Consider the following 19,868-nt stretch of genomic DNA (forward strand, 5'->3'; position numbering starts at 1 on the left):
GCCCCCCGCGTCGCTGTTGGAAAAAATGATCTCCGGCGTCATGCCGTAGTCCGACGCCACCATCTGCCCCTGCCCGAAGTTGCTGCCCCCGCGCATCTCGCCCGACTGCATGATCGCCCGCTCGCGGTTCATCGCCCCCATGCCCGCCGCGCTGCGCTCCACCACCACGAAGCAGTTCGACTGCTGGATCAGCAGCCGCAGCAGGTTCGACGTCGGCGGCAGCCGGTACTCATTGCGCAGGATCGTGTACCAGCCCGCCTGCTGGTTCTCCACCAGCGACACCGTGCCCAGCGGCGACGCGCAGCGCTGCAGGTCGCTGCTCGCGTTGGCCGATGCCTCGCCGGCCGCCGCCCCCGTGGCCACCGTCTTCGACTCCGCGCTGCCCATGCGCATGTTCGTGGTCTCGCAGCCCGCGAGCAGCAGCGCGGCGGCCAGGGCGCCCAGGACGGCGGGAGCGGAGGAGGAGCGGGAAGGGAAGCGGAAGGCAGTCGTCGGCATGGAAGGCACCACAGGAAAGGAATGGCAAAGCTTGTGACGATATGAACGCGCCGGGGCCTGCGCAACCCGCCCGTGGTGGGGTGGATGTAACCGCCCTCGCACCGTCGGCGCCCTTCTGCATTCCCCGGCGCCCCATGCCGGCCATTTCGCCGCCATGTCGCCGTATTCACTGAATAGTTTGCTCCTTTTTCAGGAGCAAATCAGTGCCCGGCGCGCTCCAGCATGGCGTGCAGCAGCACGTTGCAGCCGGCGGTGATGTCCTCGGGCTTGGCGTCCTCGATCTCGTTGTGGCTGATGCCGTCCTTGCAGGGGATGAAGACCATGCCGGCCGGCGCCAGCCGCGCCATGTACACGGCGTCGTGCCCCGCGCCGGAGACGACCGGCATGTGCGAGTAGCCCAGCGCCTGTGCCGCGCGCCCGACGGCCTGCACGCACTCGGCGTGGAAGGGCTGGGCCGGGTAGCTGGAGACCGGGTCGATGCGGATCGGCAGCCCCGCCTCGGCCTCCAGGCGCGCGGCCACGCCGCGGATGTCGCGGTCCATGCGCTCGCAGTCCTCGTCGGTGGCGTTGCGCAGGTCGATGCTGAACTTCACCTGCCCCGGGATCACGTTGCGGCTGTTGGGGTGCACCTGCACCATGCCCACCGTGCCGCGGCCGTGCGGCGGGTGGCGGTGGGCGCAGGCCACCACCTCCTGCATGAGCCGCGCGGCCACCTGCAGCGCGTCGCGGCGCAAGGCCATGGGCGTGGGGCCGGCGTGCGCCTCCATGCCGGTCACGGTGCAGTCGTACCAGCGGATTCCGAGCACGCCGGTCACCACGCCGATGGTCTTGCCGTGGTCTTCCAGCACCGGGCCCTGCTCGATGTGCGTCTCGAAGTAGGCGCCGATGGGGTGGTCGCCGGGCTCCTGCTCGCCCACGTAGCCGATGCGCTCCAGCTCGCCCTTGACGGTCTTGCCCTCGGTGTCGGTGGCGGCGTAGGCGTGCTCCAGCGTGAAGGCCCGCGCGAACACGCCCGAGCCCATCATCACGGGCACGAAGCGCGAGCCCTCCTCGTTGGTCCAGAAGGCCACCTCGATGGGCGCCTCGGTTTCGATGCCGTGGTCGTTGAGCGTGCGCACCACCTCGATGCCGGCCAGCACGCCGTAGTTGCCGTCGAACTTGCCGCCCGTGGGCTGGGTGTCGATGTGGCTGCCGGTCATGATGGGCGGCAGGCTCTCGTCGCGGCCCGGGCGGCGCATGAAGACGTTGCCGATCTTGTCCACGGTGACGGACATGCCCGCCTCGCGCGCCCAGCGCGTGACGAGGTCGCGGCCCTGCCGGTCCAGGTCGGTGAGCGTGAGGCGGCAGACGCCGCCCTTCGGGGTGGCGCCGATCCGCGCCAGCTCCATGAGCGAATCCCAGAGGCGCTCGCCGTTCACGCGCAGCTGGCGGATGTCGGTCTTCACGGGGGTCGTATCCATGGAAGGGCTCCTCGTTCTCAGGCGCGCGCGACGGCGCTGGGGGCCAGGTCCTGCGCACGCTTGTGCACGGCCTGGAAGTTCGCGCCGAAGGCCGGGCGCGGCACGTAGCGGCCCGCGCCGCGTTCGGCGCGCAACTCGCCCCGGGCGAACGCCACGCGGCCCTGGCTGACGGTGTGGCTGGGAATGCCGCGCACGGTGCGGCCCTCGAAGATGTTGAAGTCGCCCTTGCTGTGCTGCGTCTTCGCCGAGAAGGTCTTGGTGCCCTCCGGGTCCCAGACGACGAGATCGGCATCGGCCCCCGCGCCCACGAAGCCCTTGCGCGGGTAGATGTTGAAGAGCTTCGCGGCATTGGCGGACGTGATCGCCACGAACTCGCCGGGCGTGAGGCGGCCGGTGTTCACGCCGCCGTCCCAGATCGCGGCCATGCGCTCCTCCACGCCGCCGGTGCCGTTGGGGATCTTCGCGAAGTTGTCGCGGCCCATGGCCTTCTGCGCGGCGCAGAAGGTGCAGTGGTCGGTGGCCGTGGTGTGGAGCTGGCCCGACTGCAGGCCGCGCCACAGCGCCTCCTGGTGCCCGCCCGCGCGCGGGCGGAACGGGGGGCTCATCACGTGCGCGGCGGCGGTGGCGAAATCCGGGTCGCGGTAGACGCTGTCGTCCACCAGCAGGTGGCCCGCCAGCACCTCGCCGAACACGCGCTGGCCGCGCGCCCGCGCGCGGGCGATGGCTTCGGCCGCCTCGGCGCAGCTCACGTGCACCACGTAAATCGGCACGCCCAGCACGTCGGCGATGGCGATGGCGCGGTTGGCCGCCTCGGCCTCCACCATGGGCGGGCGCGCCAGCGGGTGGCCCTCGGGGCCGGTGATGCCCATCTTCGCCACCTCCTGCTGCAGCAGATAGACCAGCTCGCCGTTCTCGGCGTGCACGGTGGGCATGGCCCCCAGCTCCAGCGCGCGCTTGAAGCTGTTCACCAGCGTCTCGTCGTCGCACATGATGGCGTTCTTGTAGGCCATGAAGTGCTTGAAGCTGTTCACGCCCTCCTCGCGCACCAGCGTGCCCATGTCGGCGTGCACCCGCTCGCTCCACCACGTCACGGCCACGTGGAACGAATAGTCGGCGGCGGCCTTTTCGGCCCAGCCGCGCCATTTGCGGTAGGCGTCCATCAGCGGCTCCTGCGGGTCGGGGATCACGAAGTCGATGATCGTGGTCGTGCCGCCCGCCAGCCCCGCGGCCGTGCCGGTGTAGAAGTCGTCCATGGTCACCGTGCCCATGAAGGGCAGCTGCATGTGCGTGTGCGGGTCGATGCCGCCGGGCATGACGTACTGGCCCGAGGCATCGATCGACTCGGCGCCCGCCGGCGCCCGGGCGGCGGCCTCGGCGCCCACGGCGGCGATGCGGCCGTCCACGCAGAGCACGTCGGCGCGTTCCTCGCGGTCGGCGTTCACCACCGTGCCGCCACGGATCAGAAGGGCTGCAGTCATCGTCGTTCTCCTTGAAGGGGGGCCGCCCCGCGCGCGGCGGCAGCAGGGCCGGCCATCCCGATGCGGTACACCACGGCCGCGATCGCCAGGCCGATGAACCAGGCATAGGCGTAGATCTGCCGGAACACCTCGCCCACGCCGGGGAAACTCGCGGGGAAAGCCGCGTGGAGGAAGCCGGGAATGTTGGGCGCCACGCCCAGCGCGAACGCGGCCACGGCCACCCGGTTCCAGCCCCGGGTGTAGGCGTAGGGGCCGGTCTCCGCATAGAGCGCCGGCACGTCCAGCCGCGTGCGCCGCACGAGGTAGTAGTCCACCATCAGGATGCCCGCCACGGGGCCGAGCAGCGCCGAATAGCCGATGAGCCACGTGAAGATGTAGCCCTGGGTGGATTCGAGGATCTTCCACGGCATCATCGCGATCGCGATGCCCACGGTGATGTAGCCGCCCGCGCGGTAGCTGATGCGCGCGGGGTTCAGCGCCGAGAAGTCATAGGCCGGCCCCACGAGGTTGGCCGCGAGGTTCACGCTCACCGTGTCGATCAGCAGGATGATGAGCGCCACCAGCACCGCCACGCCAGTCATGCGGCTCGCGAGGTCCACCGGGTCCCACAGCGCCTTGCCGTAGATCACCACCGTGGCCGAGGTCACGAACACCGCCAGCGCCGCCAGCAGGCCCATGGGGACCGGCAGGCCGATGGCCTGGCCCACCACCTGGTCGCGCTGCGATCTGGCAAAGCGCGTGAAGTCGGGGATGTTCAGCGCGAGCGTGGCCCAGAAGCCCACCATGGCCGTGAGCGAGGGCCAGAACGTGGCCGCGAACTGCCCCGCCTTCGGGCCGCCCGGAGCGAACTGCGAGGGCTGGTGCAGGATGGGCCCGAAGCCGCCGGCCTTGTCCCAGGCCCACCAGAGCAGCACGAAGCAGATCACGATCTTGAAGGGCGCCGTCCAGGTCTCCAGCTTGCGGATCGATTCGATGCCGTGCACCACGAAATAGAACTGGATCGCCCAGAACACGAGGAAGCACACGAGCTGGCCCGCGTTGATGCCCAGCCCCGCGATCTTCTCGCCCTCCAGGGGATGCCCGATGAGCACGCCGGCCAGGGTGTAGATCATCATCCCGCCGAACCAGGTCTGGATGCCGTACCAGCCGCAGGCCACGAGGGCCCGCAGCAGCGCGGGCAGCTTCGCCCCGCGCGTGCCGAACGAGGCGCGCGCCAGCACCGCATACGGGATGCCGTACTTCGCGCCCGCGTGGCCGATGAGCAGCATGGGCACCAGCACGATCAGGTTGCCCAGAAACACCGTGCCCACCGCCTGGCCCCACGACATGCCGCCCTCGATCAGGCTGGCCGCGAGCGTGTAGGCGGGGATGCACATCACCATGCCGATCCACAGCGCGGCGAAGTGGTACCAGCGCCAGGTGCGCTGGTGTGCCTGCGTGGGCGCGAGGTCGTCGTTCCAGAGATCGCGGGCGGCACTGGCGGCGTGCGTGGCGGAGGGGGGCGTCATGGCGGTCTCCGGGGCATCAGGCCGCCGCGGCGGCGGGCGCGGCACGGTTCGGGTTGTTCGGGTGCGTGGTCCAGTTGGCGTACTCGCCCGTCACCACCCGCCCGGTGCGCGCGTCCACCTCGCCGGGCGCGAGGCTGCGCAGCGTGATGCACTCGGGCACCGGGCAGATCGACACGCACAGGTTGCAGCCCACGCACTCGGCCTCGTTCACCTCGAAGCGGCGCACGCCGCCTTCCTTGCTGAAGGTGATGGCCTGGTGCGAGGTGTCCTCGCAGACCACGTGGCAGCGGCCGCACTGGATGCAGGACTCCTGGTGGATCACGGCCTTGTCCACGTGGTTGAGGTCGAGCTGCTTCCAGTCCTTCACCGTCGGCACGGCCCGGCCCCGGAGGTCGTCGATCGCCGCGTAGCCGTGCGCGTCCATGAAGTTGGAGAGGCCGTCGCACATGTCCTGCACGATCCTGAAGCCATAGACCATCGCCGCCGTGCACACCTGCACCGTGCCGCAGCCGAGCGCGATGAATTCCGCCGCGTCACGCCAGGTGCTCACGCCGCCGATGCCGCTGATGGGCAGGCCCGCCGTCTGCGCGTCGCGCGCGATCTCGGCCACCATGTTGAGCGCGATGGGCTTCACGGCCGGCCCGCAGTAGCCGCCGTGTGATCCCCAGCCGCCGGTGCTGGGGCTCATGGCCATGCGCTCCAGGTCCACGCCCATGATGGAGTTGATGGTGTTGATGAGCGAGACCGCGTCCGCCCCGCCCGCCTTCGCCGCGCACGCGGGGTGCCGCACGTCGGTGATGTTGGGCGTGAGCTTCACGATCACGGGCAGGCGCGTGTAGTGCTTGCACCACTGCGTCACCATCTGGATGTATTCGGGCACCTGCCCCACGGCCGATCCCATGCCGCGCTCGCTCATGCCGTGGGGGCAGCCGAAATTCAGCTCGATGCCGTCCGCGCCCGTGTCCTCCACCATCGGCAGGATGCGCTTCCAGCTCTCCTCCACGCAGGGCACCATGATCGAGACGATCATCGCGCGGTCGGGCCAGTCGCGCTTCACGCGGCGGATCTCCTCCAGGTTCACGGCCAGCGGCCGGTCGGTGATCAGCTCGATGTTGTTCAGGCCGATCACGTGCCGGTCCTGCGACATCAGCGTCGCATAGCGCGGGCCGTTCACGTTGACGACCGACGGGTCCTCGCCCAGCGTCTTCCAGACCACGCCGCCCCAGCCGGCCTCGAAGGCCCGGGTGACGTTGACCTCCTTGTCGGTGGGCGGCGCCGAGGCGAGCCAGAACGGGTTGGGGCTCTGGATGCCCAGGAAATTGCTGCGGATGTCTGCCATGTGCTTCTCCGGTTTCGCGGGGCTCAGGCCCGCAGCGCCTCGTGGATGGACACCGCGGCCACCTTGCCGTGCTCCACGGCCTCCACGGTGAGATCGCGCCCGCCGGCCCGGCAGTCGCCGCCGGCCCAGACGCGGGGCACGCTGGTGCGGCCCTCGGCATCGGTGGCGATGCGCCCCTGGCTCAGCGCGACGGAGGCGCCCGCGTGCCCGGCCAGGTAGCTCTGGCCGATCGCCTTGAGCACCATGTCGGCCTCCAGGGTGAACCCCTCGCCCGTTTCCACCAGCCGCCCGCCCTGCAGGGCCGTGGCCGCGAACCGCAGGCCGCGCACCGCGCCGCCCTCGCAAAGCAGCTCCTTCGGCGCGGCCCAGTGCCGGATGGCCACGCCGTTGGTCTGCGCCCACTGCTGCTCCACGAGCGAGGCCGACATGCTCTCCTGCCCGCGGCGGTAGACGATGGTCACCTCCTCGGCACCGAGCTTGGCGGCCTGCACGGCCGCGTCCACCGCCGTCATGCCGCCGCCGACCACGACCACGCGGCGGCCCACGGGCAGCGTGGAGAGGTCTTGCGCCTGCCGCAGGTCGGCGATGAAATCCACCGCGTTGCGCAGGCCCTCCACCGGCGGCTCGGCGATGCCCAGCGCGTTCACGCCGACGAGCCCCAGCCCCAGGAACACCGCGTCATGGGCCTGCAGCAGCCCCGCCAGCGTGATGTCGCGCCCCAGCGCCTGCCCGCAGCGCGCCTCGATGCCGCCGATGGAGAGCAGCCATTCGATCTCCTTCTGCGCGAAGCCGCCCGTGGTCTTGTAGCTCGCCAGGCCGTATTCGTTGAGCCCGCCGAGCCTGGGGCGCGCATCGAACAACGCCACGTCGTGCCCGCGCCGCGCCAGGCCGTGGGCGCAGGCCAGGCCCGCCGGCCCCGCGCCCACCACGGCCACGCGCCGGCCCGTGGGCGCGGCCCGCGTGAAGAGCGGCGCGCCCGGCTGCGCGAAATGCGCGTCCGTCGCGTAGCGCTGCAGCGCGCCGATCTCCACCGGCTTGTCCTCGTTCACGTTGCGCACGCAGGCCTGCTCGCACAGCACCTCGGTCGGGCAGACGCGCGCGCACATGCCACCCAGCGGGTTGGCCTCCAGGATGGCGCGCGCCGCGCCGCGCTCGTTGCCCTGCGCGATGCGGTGGATGAAGGACGGCACGTCGATGCCGGTCGGGCAGGCCGTGGCACAGGGCGCCTCGTAGCAGTAATAACAGCGCTCGGCCTCGATCAGCGCCTGGGCGCGGGTGAGCGGCGGATGCGCGTCGCTGAAGTTGCGTGCGTACTGGGCCAGGTCCAGGCGTGCGCCATGCACGCCGCAGCCGGTGCCTGCGGTCGTCGTTTCCATCGGAGGGCTCCTGCGGGTTCGGTCCCGGAAAAGGGGATCAGGAAGGCAAGGGGAAGCAGGCCGCGCGCGGCACGCCCGCGGCGCGGCACCGGCGCTGGCCGGGAGAGAACGCCGGGGCGTCACCGCACCGCCGGGCGCGGCGGGGCTCGGGAAAATGCGAAGGGGTCATCGTGGTCCTCGCTCGTGGTGGCGGATGCATGGTCCGCCGGTGCATGATTTCAATTTACCGATCCGTAAAAATTTACCTATCGGTAAAATCCCGGACAGCAAACGCCGTGCCAGAGGGGTTCCCGAGGGAACACCACCGGCCCCCCGACCGCTTCCCACCCACCATGGTGCACATGAGCTCCCGACGACCGCCCTCCCGCCCCGCCCCCGTGCATGCGCGCACCGCCACCGCGCCGGAACCGGGCCTGGAAGCCTCCCGCGCGCCGTCGGCCTCGCGCCTGCGCAAGGAGCAGTCGATCCTGCGGGAGGCAGAGAGCCAGTTCGCGCAGTTCGGCTTCGAGGGCGCGTCGCTGGAGAACATCGCCACGGCCGCGGGCATCAGCCGCCACAACCTGCTCTACTACTTCCCGAGCAAGGAAGCGCTCTATCGCCGCGTGCTGGACGACGTGCTCACCCAGTGGCTCGACGGCATGGAGGAGATGTCCCACGGCGACGACCCCGCGCAGGCGCTGCGGCGCTACATCGGCGCCAAGCTGCGCTCGTCGCTGGAGCGGCCCAACGCGGCCAAGGTGTTCGCCAAGGAGGTCATCGCCGGCGTGCCGCGCTATGGCGGCGTGATCGCCGAGCGCGTGGGGCCCGTGCTGAAGAACGATGTGCGCACCTTCGAGCGCTGGGCGCGCGAGGGCCGCATCGCCCGCGTGAACTTCACGCACCTGATGTTCATCATCTGGTCGGTCACGCAGGCCTATGCGGACCAGCAGGCGCAATTCGCGCTGCTGCTGGGCAAGCCCGAACTGACCTCGCGCGACTACGCGCAGGCCGAATCGCTGATCTGCCACATGGTGCTGCGGGGGCTGGAGCCCTGAGAACGTGTTCACGATCGCCCAGGGGCCGGCGGACATGCGGCCGAATCGACACACCTTGCATCGCCGTGTCAGCACCATGGCTTAGACTTGTTCGGATGTGCCGCATTTCCGGGTGACGGAACGCCAGACCGCGGGCAGAGCCGCCCTCCACCCTTCCCGAACGATGGCCGAATCCTCCAAGACCCCATACCTACTCATCGCCGTTCTGGTGCTGGCCGTGCTCGGCGTCTACCTGCCCGGGCTGCGCAACGAACTGCTGTTCGACGACATGCGCCTGTCCGACGGAACCGTCTTCGGCCAGTATGGAAGCCTGATGGACCTGCGCCCCCGCATGCTGTCCTACGGCAGCTTCGTCTGGCTGCAGAAGCTCCTGGGCGATGGCTGGTGGAAGCAGCGGCTGTTCAACGTCGGCCTGCACCTCGGGGTCTGCGCGGCCGTCTACGCCCTGTTCAGGGCGCTGCTCGTCCACTCGCGCTTCCCGCAGGACATCGAGGAGCAGGCCCATTTCACGCGCTCCCGGGACGCGGCGCTGTGCATCGGCGTGGGTCTGTTCGCACTCAACCCGGCGGCGGTCTATGCCGTGGGCTATCTGGTGCAGCGCTCCATCGTGATGGCCACGCTGTTCGCCGTCCTCGCCTGCTGGGCCTTCGTGCGCGGCCTGCAAACGGGGCGTGCCGCCTGGCATGCCGGCGCGCTCGCCTGCTACGCGCTGGCCGTGCTCTCCAAGGAGCACGCGGTCATGACGGCCGCGATGGCTCTGCCGCTCTACATCTATCTGCGCCGCCCCGGCTGGAAGACCATCGCCATGGTGGCCACTGCCGCCTTGCTGCTGGTCGCCGTCGCTGCCGCCGTTCTCCACGGCATTTACGGCGATGTGCTGGGCCGTGTCTTCGACCCGCGGTCCGCCGCGCTGGCCCAGCAACTGGAGGCCCTGCGGCCGGGCGTGGCGGCACGGATGTACCCGCTCAGCATCCTCAACGAAGCCGCGCTGTTCTTCGCGTATGGCCTGCTGTGGGTGTTTCCGTATGTGGGCTGGATGTCGGTCGATCTGCGCCCGCCGTTCCCGCTCGGCTTCGCGTCGCCATGGCATCTCGCCGGCGCGCTGGGCTATCTGGCCCTGCTCGCGGGTGCGGCCTGGATGCTGCTGCGGCGCACGGGTGTCCTGGGCCTGGCGGCGCTGTGCCTGCTGTTTCCCCTGCTGTGGTACTGGACGGAATTCGCCACGGTCTGGGTGCAGGACCCCTTCGTGCTGTACCGCAGCTACCTCTGGGCCGTGGCCCTGCCCGGCCTGCTGGCCATCGTGCTGACGGGCTTCCATCCGCGCACCCTCTACATCGTGGGCGCCGTGGCCGGACTGGTGCTGGGCGGAATGGCGCTGGAGCGCGTGGCGTCTCTGCGCGATGACGGCACGGTCTGGAGCGATGCCGCCGAGAAAATCAACCGCGACGCCCCACCCAATGCCGTGGGCCGGTCCCGCCCCTTCCTGAACCTGGGGGCCTACCACCTGGAACGCGGCGCACTCGACCAGGCCACGCGCGAATTCATCATCGCCGATGCGCTCGGAGACCTCGGAGGCAATGCGCGCTTCAACGCCGGCGTGGCGCTGCAGCAGCAAAAGCAGCACGAAGCGGCGCTGCAATCCTTCGCCGCGGCCCAGACCAAGGGCTTCTCGGGCCCGTTGCTGCACTACCACCGCGCAGAATCGGAGTTCGCGCTGGGCCGCTACGAGGCCGCGTTCAACGGCTTCGATACCGCCCTGCGCGAGCCGGGGGAAGACTCCGAATCGATCCGCCGCATGCAGCTGACGCTGCGCCAGCGGCACGCCGACGCCGCCCTGGCCACGGGGCGGCTCGATACCGCCGTCTCGGATTTCCGGGCCCTGCTCAAGATCAGCCCGCAGAACGCCCGCGTGCAGGTCGGGCTGGGCATTGCGCTGGCCAGCCAGGGCAAGACCTCCGAAGCCCTGGCCGTCTTCAACCCGCTGATCGCACGCAGCCCCAGCGCGCCCGCGTTCTACGGCCGCGCCGTGGCCTACCACCATGCCGGCCGCGCCCCGGAAGCCCTGAAGGACCTGGACCAGGCCATCCGCCTGGAGCCCGGCAATGCACAGTACCGGGCCGTGCGCGAGCAGTTCGCCGCCTCTGCCGGCAAACCCTGATCCGGTGGCAGCCATGGGTCTTCGCATCCTGCACGTCGGCAAGTTCTACCCGCCCTACCGCGGCGGCATGGAAATCTTCCTGGCGGACCTGATCCACGCGCAGCGGCGCCAGGGCATGGACGCCCACGCCCTGGTGCATGGCGAACCGCAGCCGGACGACCCGCCCTGGCTGGAGCGCGTGCCGGTGCAGTTCCAGCTGGTCTATGCGCCCTTCGCGCTCGGATTCCGCGCGGCCCTGGCCAAAGCGATCCGCCGCATCCGCCCGGATGTCCTGCACCTGCACATGCCCAACAACTCCGCGCTGTGGGCGCTGACGCTGCCCGGCGCGCGCAGGATTCCCTGGGTCGTGCACTGGCATTCCGATGTCGTGGTGTCGGAGATCAAGCTCTCCGTGGCACTGGCTTACGCGCTCTACCGGCCCTTCGAGCATGCCTTGCTCGACGGCGCCGAACGCATCATCGCGACGTCGCCGCCCTATCTCGAGGCCAGCAAGACGCTCCAGTACTGGCGCAGCAAATGCGTCACGGCGCCGCTGGGCATCGATACGGGCGGCGTTCCGGCGCCGCAGGGTTGCGACACCTGGTCGCCGGGCGCGGATCTGCGGCTGCTGTCCATCGGGCGCCTCACGTACTACAAGGGCTTCGAGACGCTGATCCAGGCGGTCTCGCACCTGCCGGGCGTCGAGCTGCTGATCGCCGGCGACGGGGAGCTCCGGGCCAGTCTGGAGGCCCGCATCCAGGCCGCCCGGCCGCTGCCCGCAGGCACGTCCATCCGACTGCTCGGGGACGTGAGCGAGACGCAGAAGCACGCCCTGCTCGCCAGCTGCGATGCCTTCTGCCTGGCCTCCAGGGAGCGTACCGAGGCATTCGGCGTGGTGCTGCTCGAAGCCATGTTCCATGCCAGGCCCTGCATCGTCACCGACCTGCCCGGCTCGGGCATGCCCTGGCTCGTGGCGCATGCGAAAGCCGGCCTGCGCGTGCCCATAGAGGACGTGGAGGGCTGGCAGAACGCCATCACGCGGCTGCGCCACGACCCACCGCTGCGCCAGCGCCTCGGCGCGGCGGGCCGGCAGGCACTGCTGCGGTCTTTCGATATCCACAGCAGCGCGCGGCTGGTGGAGCGCGAATACCGGCACATCACGTCCACCGCGCAGCCGGTGCCGCCCCGCAAGGACCTGCTGGCGGTCATCACGACCCGCAACCACGCCGGCACCATCCCGGGCCTCGTGCAGGCCGTGCGCGACAGCGGGCTGGCGGCCGTCCTCGTCGTGGACAACCGCAGCAGCGACGGCACCTGCCTGTTCGCCGAGAAGGCCGGCGCCCAGGTGCTGCGGCCGCTGATTTCGATGACGCCGTGGGAGTGCATCCAGACCGGCATGCGGTATGCCCTCTCGAAAGGCCATGGCGGCGTCATCACGCTGCACGCGGACCACCCGCCCACCGTGGAGATGCTCCGGCACCTCGTCGCGCATGCGCCGCAGGCCGATGCCATCGCCTCGGCCTGCCCGGCGGAGGACGCGAATCCGTCCGCCGCGCCGGGCCCGTGGCGGCGGTGGCGGCCACGCATCGCCAGGCCCTCACCGCACCTGAACTACTACGGCCGCGCCGCGGTCGAGGCCCTGGCCTCGCGGGAGGCCGCGCTGCTGGACCACCCCGATCTCGCGGCGATATGGCTGGCACGCACCGCGGGCCTGCGGACCGAACGGCTGACCCTGCCGGCACCGGCACCAGCAGAGACGCCGCCCAGCGCCCGTGCGCCGCAGCGCGGGGCCTGGTGGCACACCGCCCGGCGCGTCGCCCTCCTGGCCCTGTTCAGCTTTGCGGCACAGGGCCCGGCCCGCGCGCGCAAGGGCTGAAGGCCGTGCCCCGGGCAGTGCGCATGGGCATGCAGCCCGCCTAGCCGGCGACCAGCGCCTCCATCTTCGCGAGGAACGTGCGCTTGCAAAACAGCGCAGCGCGGCTTTCGCAGGCGGCCCGCATCGAGGCCGCGGCATCGCCGGTCATCGACATGACCGCGCCGATGAGGTCGTCCACCGACGGCTCCGGCCGCAGCAGCCAGCCCGTCTCTCCGGGAAGCACCGTCTCCAGCAAGCCTCCTTCGGCCACGCCGATCACGGGCTTGCCCGCGGCCATGCTCTCGACCGGCGACATGCCGAAATCCTCGTCGCGGGGAATGTAGATCGATGCGCGCGCACCGCCCACCAGCTCCGCCAGCGATGCGTCGGAAAGCCAGGAGGTGAACCGGATGTTCGGCGCGCCGGCGGCCTTGGCGCGCAGCATGTCGTACTGCGTTCCGCCCGAGACCACCACCAGCTGCCGGGACGGCATGCGCAGGAAGGCGTCCACGATCAGCTCCACGCGCTTGAAATCCTCCAGCCGCGCGAGCGAGAGAAAGTAGTCGCCGCCGTGCACCCACCGGAAGCGCTCCACGTCGATGGGCGGATGCACCACGGTGGCGTCCACGCCGAGGTATTTGCGCAGCCGGCCGCGCACGTTCTCGGAGTTGGCGATGACCACATCCATCTCCGCCACCGATGCCTCGTAACAGCGCTTCAGGTACGCCGCGAGCACGGCCAGCGCGGGCCGCAGCACGAGGGGGAACTTCTGCTCGTAGTACGCCTTCAGGTCGTACACGAAGCGTGGCGGGGTGTGGCAATAGTAGAGATTGCGCCGCCCGCGCCGATGGCGCACCGCGACGGGCGCGAGCACGCCGCTGAACACCGCCCAGTCGTAGCGGCCGAGGAATTCGGCCCGCGGGCCCGCGAAGGTGCGCAGCACCTTGAGCGTGCGCCAGCCGGGCAGCGGCGTGGTGGCGCCGAGATCATGCAAGGCGATGTCGGACAGCTCGTCCAGGGAAAAGGCCTCCGGATGCCGGTAGCCGATGCACAGCTCGGTGCCTTCGAGGCCCCGCACGAGGTCCAGCGTCAGCCTTTCGGCACCGCCCCGCGCATGCAGGAAATCGTAGAGCACCACGCCCTTCAAAGCCATGAACGCACTCCCCTATACAGCATCCACATCAGCACGGCCTCCGTCGCGATACTCGCCCAGGCCGCGCCCACCGCGCCGAAGCGCGGCAGCAGCCACAGATTCAGCGACACGTTGACCACCGCTGCCACGCACACCGCCACGGCGTACCAGCGCTCCAGGCCAAGCGCCACCGCCGCCTGGGTCAGCACGTAGTTGGGCGCCAGGAACAAAAAGGCCACCAGCAGCCAGGAAAACAGCGGCGCCGCCCCGGCATAGTCGGCCCCATAGGCCAGCACCAGCAAGGGCTCGGCCAGCACATGCGCCACGGCGCTTCCCGCCATTGCCAGCACCAGGACCCCACCCAGCGCGCGGCGCAGCAGCAAGCGCGTGGCGGCACGGTCCTGCCAGCGCAACCGCACCTCGCGGAAGAAGATCGTGGCGGCGGGCGCCAGCAGCAGCACGCCCCCCTCGAACAGCCGGTACGCCGCGGCATACCGGCCAATGTCCGCCGGTGCCACGCCCAGGCGATCCATCATCACGATGTCGATGCGGAAATAGATGGTGGTGGCCAGGTCGATCAGCATGAACGCCGCAGCCGTGCGGTAGATGGCGCGCGGCGGGCTCCATCGGGGTCGCACCCAGAGCCGCGCCACCAGCAGCGCCAGCACGATGCCGCCCGCCCATCCGGCGAAGACCGCAACGGCATCCGGGCGCCAGAGCAGCACGCAGGCCATGATCGCCAGCGCGGTCACGCTGCGCACCCCCATCTGCCACAGGGCATCGCGCGCGTAGTCCCCCAAGCCACGCCACCGGGCCGACAGGGCATTGGCGATCACCACCAGCGCCATCGCCACCACCGCGAAGGCCATGGCGGGAGCACGCGCCCCCCCCAGAGCCACGCACAGCAGCAGCGCCGCGGCGCTCGCGGCCAGCGCATGGCCCACGGCATGGCGCAGCAGCACCTCGGGCGAGACGGCGGCGAGACTGCGGTGCGCGAACTCGCGCTGCAGCAGGGTCTTGAAGCCTCCGTCCTGCACGATCGCGAGCAGCGAGGCCAGCGTGAGCACGTAGTTGTAGTCGCCGAAGGACTCCGGCCCCAGGATGCGGCCCAGGGCAAAGACCAGCACCATGGAGACGCCCGCCACCCAGAGGCTGGCGGCCGACTGGTTGAACAGCCCGCGCAGCCACATCTAGGCGCCTTTTCGCCACCAGTGCACGGAAGCCTGCAACGCCGCCCCCAGGCACAGCTGGTAGAAGAACAGCGTGGCCACGTGCGCCGCCACCTGGCTCATCCCGAGCGCGAGCAGCACCGCCGACCCCGGGAGCGCCAGCAGGGCGCCGGCGAGGAACACGCCTCCGCGCTCACCGTACAACCATCGCGCGAGCCACGGTTTCCATGTTGCAAGAGGGTCGCGTGCGCTCCACACGAGGCACCCCCAGGCCGCGATCATCCCCAACCCCCCCAGGGTGATGAACACGTTCTCGCCGCCATCCACGGCGCCGATGAAACCAATGCCATAGCAGGCCAGCCCCACGACCACCAGCACGCCGGCCAGCAGGCCCATGCCCCGCTTCATCCACCACAGCGCGCGGTGGACCGCGAAGGCCACCGGCCAGAAGCAGCCCGCGAGCAGGGCCACAGCCACCAGCGGCGAGGAAGGCGCATCGTAGGCCCCCAGGGCCCACGCGAACCAGGCAAACCAGGAGAACGGCCAGAGGCAATGCACGAAGAAGCGCCCCCAGGGCGGCAGCCCGCGCAGCAAATGCAGCGCCGAGGTCACGAACAGCGACACGCCAGCCCCCAGCAGCCAGGGTGCCCCCGGCCCGCCCCGGCCGGCCTTCCAGAACAGCGGCAGCGCCAGCGCCATCACGGCGAAATGCAGCAAGGGCAAGTGCCGCGCCAGGACGCTTCTGGCGCGCTCGCACGCCAGCCAGGCGGCACCGCAGAGCCGGCGCGCCCGCTCGGCCACCGGCCGCAGAAGGCGAAGCCAGGCATGCGCGCGCCGCGCAAGGACGCGCCACGCCAGCCACAGGGCGACCCCGGCCAGCATGGCAAAACCCAGCTTGTGGAGCTTGCCCATGCCAGGCGCCGGCGCTGCCGGCCTCAGCATCTCCCGCCAGCGGGAGACGGCCTCTGAACGCAGATCCTGGTCGCTGACCAGGGTCACGCGCTTCAATTCGAACAGACCGTCGTCCTGCAAGAGCGCAGGCACCATCTCCTGCCGCTCCTGGATCCTGAGCGGCCCGTAATCCACCCACACGGGCCGACGGCCCTGCAGCAGTGCGTCCTGCACCGGCACGGGCATGGACAGCGGCACCATCGGCGCGCCCTCCATGCGCAGCACAGGGCCCTGCGCCAGCGCCCTGCGCGCAGACGGGCGCACGCCCACGCCGAGCGCGGGGCGGAAGCTCGCCTCGGTGGGCTGGTCCACGTAGAGCGATGCCGTCCAGTGGACGGAGACGATCCGTTCGTCCTCGTCGAAGTGCTTCAGCATGTCGGCGGCCACGCCTTCGTGGAGCAGGCCGTCCCGTGGGCAGAACGTCCGCTCCGCATGGTGTCCGTGGCTGCCCCGGATGTCCGCCTGCAACCAGCACCCTTCTGCCGCCGTGCCCTGCAGTTCGTACTGCAGGCGCAACTCCAGCAGTTGGCGGGCAGGAACATCGGCATCCGTTGTCCACTGCAGCCTGTGCATGTCTCCGGAGGCCGGGGCAGAGCGTATGGCAGCCACGGCACGCGGCCCCTCGCTGCGCCACGTGTGGCCGGGCTCGGCGGCGTCCGGCCGGGCCACGAGCGGCACCTCGGCCCAGCCGGGGCGTGGCGCCTCGCCCACCTGTTCGGGGTCGAGGCGGTAGGGACGGAACACGGTGAGACCGCGCAGCGCCCAGGGGACGGCCTGACCCCGTGTATCGAAATTCAGCACGATGCTGCGCACGCGCACGCCGTCTGGAATCCGCCGGTCCAGCCGCAGCGGCTGGCTGGCAGGCAGCCGCACATCGTATTGCTGCCCCCCTTCGACCACCACGCGCGCCGACACCTCCGGCAGCCGGTGGTCGTCGGAGCCCATGTCCACATGCAGGCGAAGGCCCGGCCGCACCCGGAAGTCCACGCTCCAGGACACCTGGACCGCCGTCGCCATGGCAAATTGCAGCGCACCGGGCACTGCGTCCACCTGCGCCTGTGCGCCTGCCGCGGACCATTTCACGCCCCATCCGGGCCAGTCGGCCTCGGCACCGTCGTGCCCGCGGGACTGCGGGGGCCGGGGGCCGGCACGCCCGAGCGGCAGCTGGGCGACGATATCGAGCCATTCGATCGCAGTCCGGTCTTCGGGCTGCACCACGAACGGCCCCCCCAATGCACGGACCAGGGCCGCCGTTTCGGCCACGTAGGCCGGCGTCCGGGATCGCTTCAGCTTGACGAGGCGGGCCGCATAGGGCTCCAGTCCGCAGGCGGGGCCGCCGATGGCCTTCCATTCCGCGGCACGCAGCGGCATGCGGGCCACCCAGCGCCCCGTGACGTCCTTGAGATCCAGCACCGTGCGCCAGGTGGAGGCCGTCAGCGGCCCGGTCTTCATGGGCACCTGCAGGGCGCGCCCGCTGACCGGAGCGAGCCCGGTGCCGGGCAGGCTGAAGATGCTCAGCCGGCGCAACGGCTTCTCAGCCAGCGTACGCTCCCTGGGCCCCTGGTAGAACACGACCAGCTCGGCCAGCGACACTGGCCGCTTGGCCTGCCGGTATTCGGCCAGCACGCGGTCCACGCGCAGCCGGAACCGGGTGCGCACCCCGTCGTCCAGGCTCTCGCTGGTGAAATCGCCCATCGTGAGCAGCCGGCTCGGGCGGTGGTGGTCCCCCACGCTGATCAACAGGTTCACCCCCTTGACGCGCGCCCCCGCCGGCAGCTCCAGCTCGATTGCCTGGGCCCGGTCCAGCGGCACCTGCAGCCGGCGCTGGAGCACCGTGGCGTCACCGTCCTGGGCATAGCGCCAGCGCCGGTCATCGCTGCTGCCGAACTGGCGCGCCAGCAGGTAGAACATGTCCTTGGCCACCCATGGCATGCGATAGGGCTGCTCCGTGAACAGCACGCTCTTGCCATCGGCCATGCCGACGATGGTGCTGCTGCTGGGGCGGCCTTCCTGCAGGCCCTCGTCGGTCTGTAGCTCCAGATGGGCCGAACAGTGGCCAGGCGCGGCATGGTCCACCCACACCTCGTCATAGGCCGAAAGGTCCGTGTCCGCTGGCGCCGCCAGGCGCACCCCTTGCCCGGCCGCTGCCGCGCGGGTCCCGGGCACGCTCACTTCCAGCGGCACGCTGGATTCCAGCTCCATCGCCGGCACATGCCTGAGCGCCAGTTGCGCCTGCAGATCGAACGCCCCCGGCAGCAGCGGGTCGCCCGCCACCACGGGCTGGAGCACGCGGCCGAGGTACCCCGGCATGGGCGACCGACCGAAGGCCACGTCGGTGGGCACATCCGCGGCGCACAGGGCTCCCTGCGCCCACAGCAGGGCAGCGGGCACCATCCACCAGCGGCTCCATGCCATGCGGCACGACAGCCGCTTCATGGATTTCCCCCCGTGCGGCGGCGCAGGATGGAAAAGCCGTCGTCCTCGTACACCACGGCATATTGCTGGCGCGCAGCGGCCACGGCATCGCGATAACGGGCGGCGGCGCGCTCGTCCGTGCAGCGGCCGAAAAGCCACAGGCATCCCTGGTCCCCCAGGAACCAGGGGCGCTTTTCGTCCAGCACCACGTAATCCGCGTACCGCTGCCGGACCCCTGGCGACGCTGCTGCGGCTCCGTCTGCCACCGCCTTGGGCTCGAACACGCCTTCAGGAAAGGCAAAGTAGGCCTCGCGCAGCGGCATGCGGCCCCAGTTCAGGGTGTTCTGCGTGGACACGCTCACGGCACCGTCTTCCGGAATCCAGCGATCGATGGCCGCCTTGATGCGTCCGGTGCGGTCATCCGGCATATAGGCCTGCCTGCTGTAGCTCCAGACCTTGTCGCTCCAGAACAATCGGCCCAGGGGCGAAGGGGCAAACGCCACATGGCCCGCCAAGAGCGCCAGACCGACCGCCGGGCCGGCAGGGATCCTCCAGTGCGCAGCGGCACGGCGGACGATGGGCATGCCGTGCGCGAAGGCAATCAGCAGCGGGCCGATCAGGCCCGCCGTGTAGTGGTTGCCGTAGCTGTAGTAGTTTTCGGAGCGCGCCAGCATCGCGATCAGCAGCGGTGGAATGGCCGGTATCAGCCATTGCGGCCGCAGCAGGGGCACGAACGCCAGCAGGCCGAAGCACACGCCCAGGTAAAGCAGTTTCAAAGGGTTGGACAGCGCCTCGGTGAAAGGCAGCCAGGGATGCGTGGCCAATTGCCAGGCCATCGCCCCCAGGCCTCGGCCCAGCCACGTGAAGGCATCGGCATCCAGCCCCCCCCGGGAGCCCGTGAAGTGCGGGATGAGCCACTGCGTGGCGGCATAGAACCAGCCCATGCCAGCGAGCACCAGCACGCAACCCACGGCCATCCAGCGGCGGGAGAAAGGGTCCTCCCGGTGCCGCACGGCCTGCCAGAGCAGGAACAGTCCGCAGGCCGCCGTCTGCAGAGCGAATGGCTCCTTCACCAGGGCCAGCAGCAGTGCGCAGGCCAGCGCCCCGCCCACGCTCCGCCGCTCATAGCCGATATAGAAACCCAACAGCAGGGGAACGGCGAGGTGGTCGAAATGGAAATCGAACAGGGCATTGGCCCACAGCGGGTAATAGAGCAGATAGGCCAACGCCGGCAGCAGCCCGTACTGCCGCAGCAGGGCCCACGCGGGCAATGCGAGCGCCAGCCCCTGCAGCGCGAGAATGCCCATGGGGCCGCTCCAGCGATAGAGCAGCGCATACACCGGCATGAACGGCTGGGCGTGGCCATAGAACGCATGCCCGATCCCGCCCTCCGCGCCCAGCGCGTGGAAGACGTTCTCGAACAGGCCGAGGTCGAACCAGTTGCTGGCCAGCGCCTGGTACTTGAGCAATGGCATCGCGACCAGGGCACCGGCAAGAACCCACAGCGGCGCCCTGG

Annotated in this window: 12 protein-coding genes and 1 pseudogene; 3 read left to right on the top strand and 10 right to left on the bottom strand. The window is 70.4% G+C overall.

Annotated features, from left to right (window positions below):
• The 6 genes and pseudogenes from AX018_RS17615 to AX018_RS17640 all read right to left on the bottom strand — a co-directional run.
• A pseudogene (locus AX018_RS17615) lies at nt 1-498 on the bottom strand (peptidoglycan-binding protein); the annotation flags it as partial.
• Between the two features lie 200 nt (nt 499-698).
• Nucleotides 699-1,958 (bottom strand): Zn-dependent hydrolase, encoded by a 1,260-nt coding sequence (locus AX018_RS17620; RefSeq protein ID WP_111879896.1) that lies wholly within the window; start codon nt 1,956-1,958, stop codon nt 699-701.
• A gap of 17 nt (nt 1,959-1,975) precedes the next feature.
• Nucleotides 1,976-3,436: a dihydropyrimidinase gene (gene hydA / locus AX018_RS17625; RefSeq protein ID WP_111879898.1), complete on the bottom strand. Its 1,461-nt coding sequence runs from the start codon at nt 3,434-3,436 to the stop codon at nt 1,976-1,978.
• Nucleotides 3,433-4,944 carry an NCS1 family nucleobase:cation symporter-1 gene (locus AX018_RS17630; RefSeq protein WP_111879901.1) on the bottom strand — a complete coding sequence of 504 codons (1,512 nt, stop codon included), beginning with the start codon at nt 4,942-4,944 and terminating at the stop codon, nt 3,433-3,435. Before AX018_RS17630 ends, hydA begins: the two co-directional genes overlap by 4 nt.
• A gap of 16 nt (nt 4,945-4,960) precedes the next feature.
• On the bottom strand, nt 4,961-6,283 hold the full coding sequence (preA, locus tag AX018_RS17635; protein WP_111879903.1) for an NAD-dependent dihydropyrimidine dehydrogenase subunit PreA: 1,323 nt from the start codon (nt 6,281-6,283) through the stop codon (nt 4,961-4,963).
• 23 nt (nt 6,284-6,306) lie between these two features.
• Nucleotides 6,307-7,659, bottom strand: coding sequence for an NAD(P)-dependent oxidoreductase (locus AX018_RS17640; RefSeq protein ID WP_111879906.1), 1,353 nt, complete (start codon nt 7,657-7,659; stop codon nt 6,307-6,309).
• A gap of 341 nt (nt 7,660-8,000) precedes the next feature.
• Here AX018_RS17640 and AX018_RS17645 point away from each other — a divergent pair, with 341 nt between their 5' ends.
• The 3 genes from AX018_RS17645 (at nt 8,001) to AX018_RS17655 (ending at nt 12,706) form a co-directional block, all read left to right on the top strand.
• Nucleotides 8,001-8,693 carry a TetR/AcrR family transcriptional regulator gene (locus AX018_RS17645; protein WP_434803142.1) on the top strand — a complete coding sequence of 231 codons (693 nt, stop codon included), beginning with the start codon at nt 8,001-8,003 and terminating at the stop codon, nt 8,691-8,693.
• Between the two features lie 163 nt (nt 8,694-8,856).
• Nucleotides 8,857-10,851 (top strand): tetratricopeptide repeat protein, encoded by a 1,995-nt coding sequence (locus AX018_RS17650; RefSeq protein WP_111879911.1) that lies wholly within the window; start codon nt 8,857-8,859, stop codon nt 10,849-10,851.
• A gap of 13 nt (nt 10,852-10,864) precedes the next feature.
• Nucleotides 10,865-12,706, top strand: coding sequence for a glycosyltransferase (locus tag AX018_RS17655; protein ID WP_111879914.1), 1,842 nt, complete (start codon nt 10,865-10,867; stop codon nt 12,704-12,706).
• A 40-nt stretch (nt 12,707-12,746) separates the two neighbouring features.
• Here AX018_RS17655 and AX018_RS17660 read toward each other — a convergent pair whose 3' ends face one another.
• From AX018_RS17660 to AX018_RS17675, 4 genes are read right to left on the bottom strand one after another with little or no spacing between them, the layout of a single operon-like run.
• Nucleotides 12,747-13,838 (bottom strand): glycosyltransferase, encoded by a 1,092-nt coding sequence (locus tag AX018_RS17660; RefSeq protein ID WP_111879916.1) that lies wholly within the window; start codon nt 13,836-13,838, stop codon nt 12,747-12,749.
• Entirely contained in the window at nt 13,829-15,007 is a 1,179-nt protein-coding gene (locus AX018_RS17665; RefSeq protein WP_111879919.1) for an oligosaccharide flippase family protein, read from the bottom strand. Before AX018_RS17665 ends, AX018_RS17660 begins: the two co-directional genes overlap by 10 nt.
• The gene (locus tag AX018_RS17670) at nt 15,008-18,373 is read right to left on the bottom strand and encodes a hypothetical protein (RefSeq protein WP_111879922.1); all 3,366 of its coding nucleotides are present in this window, start codon (nt 18,371-18,373) and stop codon (nt 15,008-15,010) included. It abuts the gene before it with no gap.
• A complete protein-coding gene (locus tag AX018_RS17675) occupies nt 18,370-19,827 on the bottom strand; it encodes a DUF2079 domain-containing protein (protein ID WP_111879924.1) in 1,458 nt (485 codons plus the stop codon). Before AX018_RS17675 ends, AX018_RS17670 begins: the two co-directional genes overlap by 4 nt.
• Nucleotides 19,828-19,868 lie beyond the last annotated feature (41 nt).

The organism is Paracidovorax anthurii (assembly GCF_003269065.1).
GTDB lineage: Bacteria > Pseudomonadota > Gammaproteobacteria > Burkholderiales > Burkholderiaceae_C > Paracidovorax > Paracidovorax anthurii.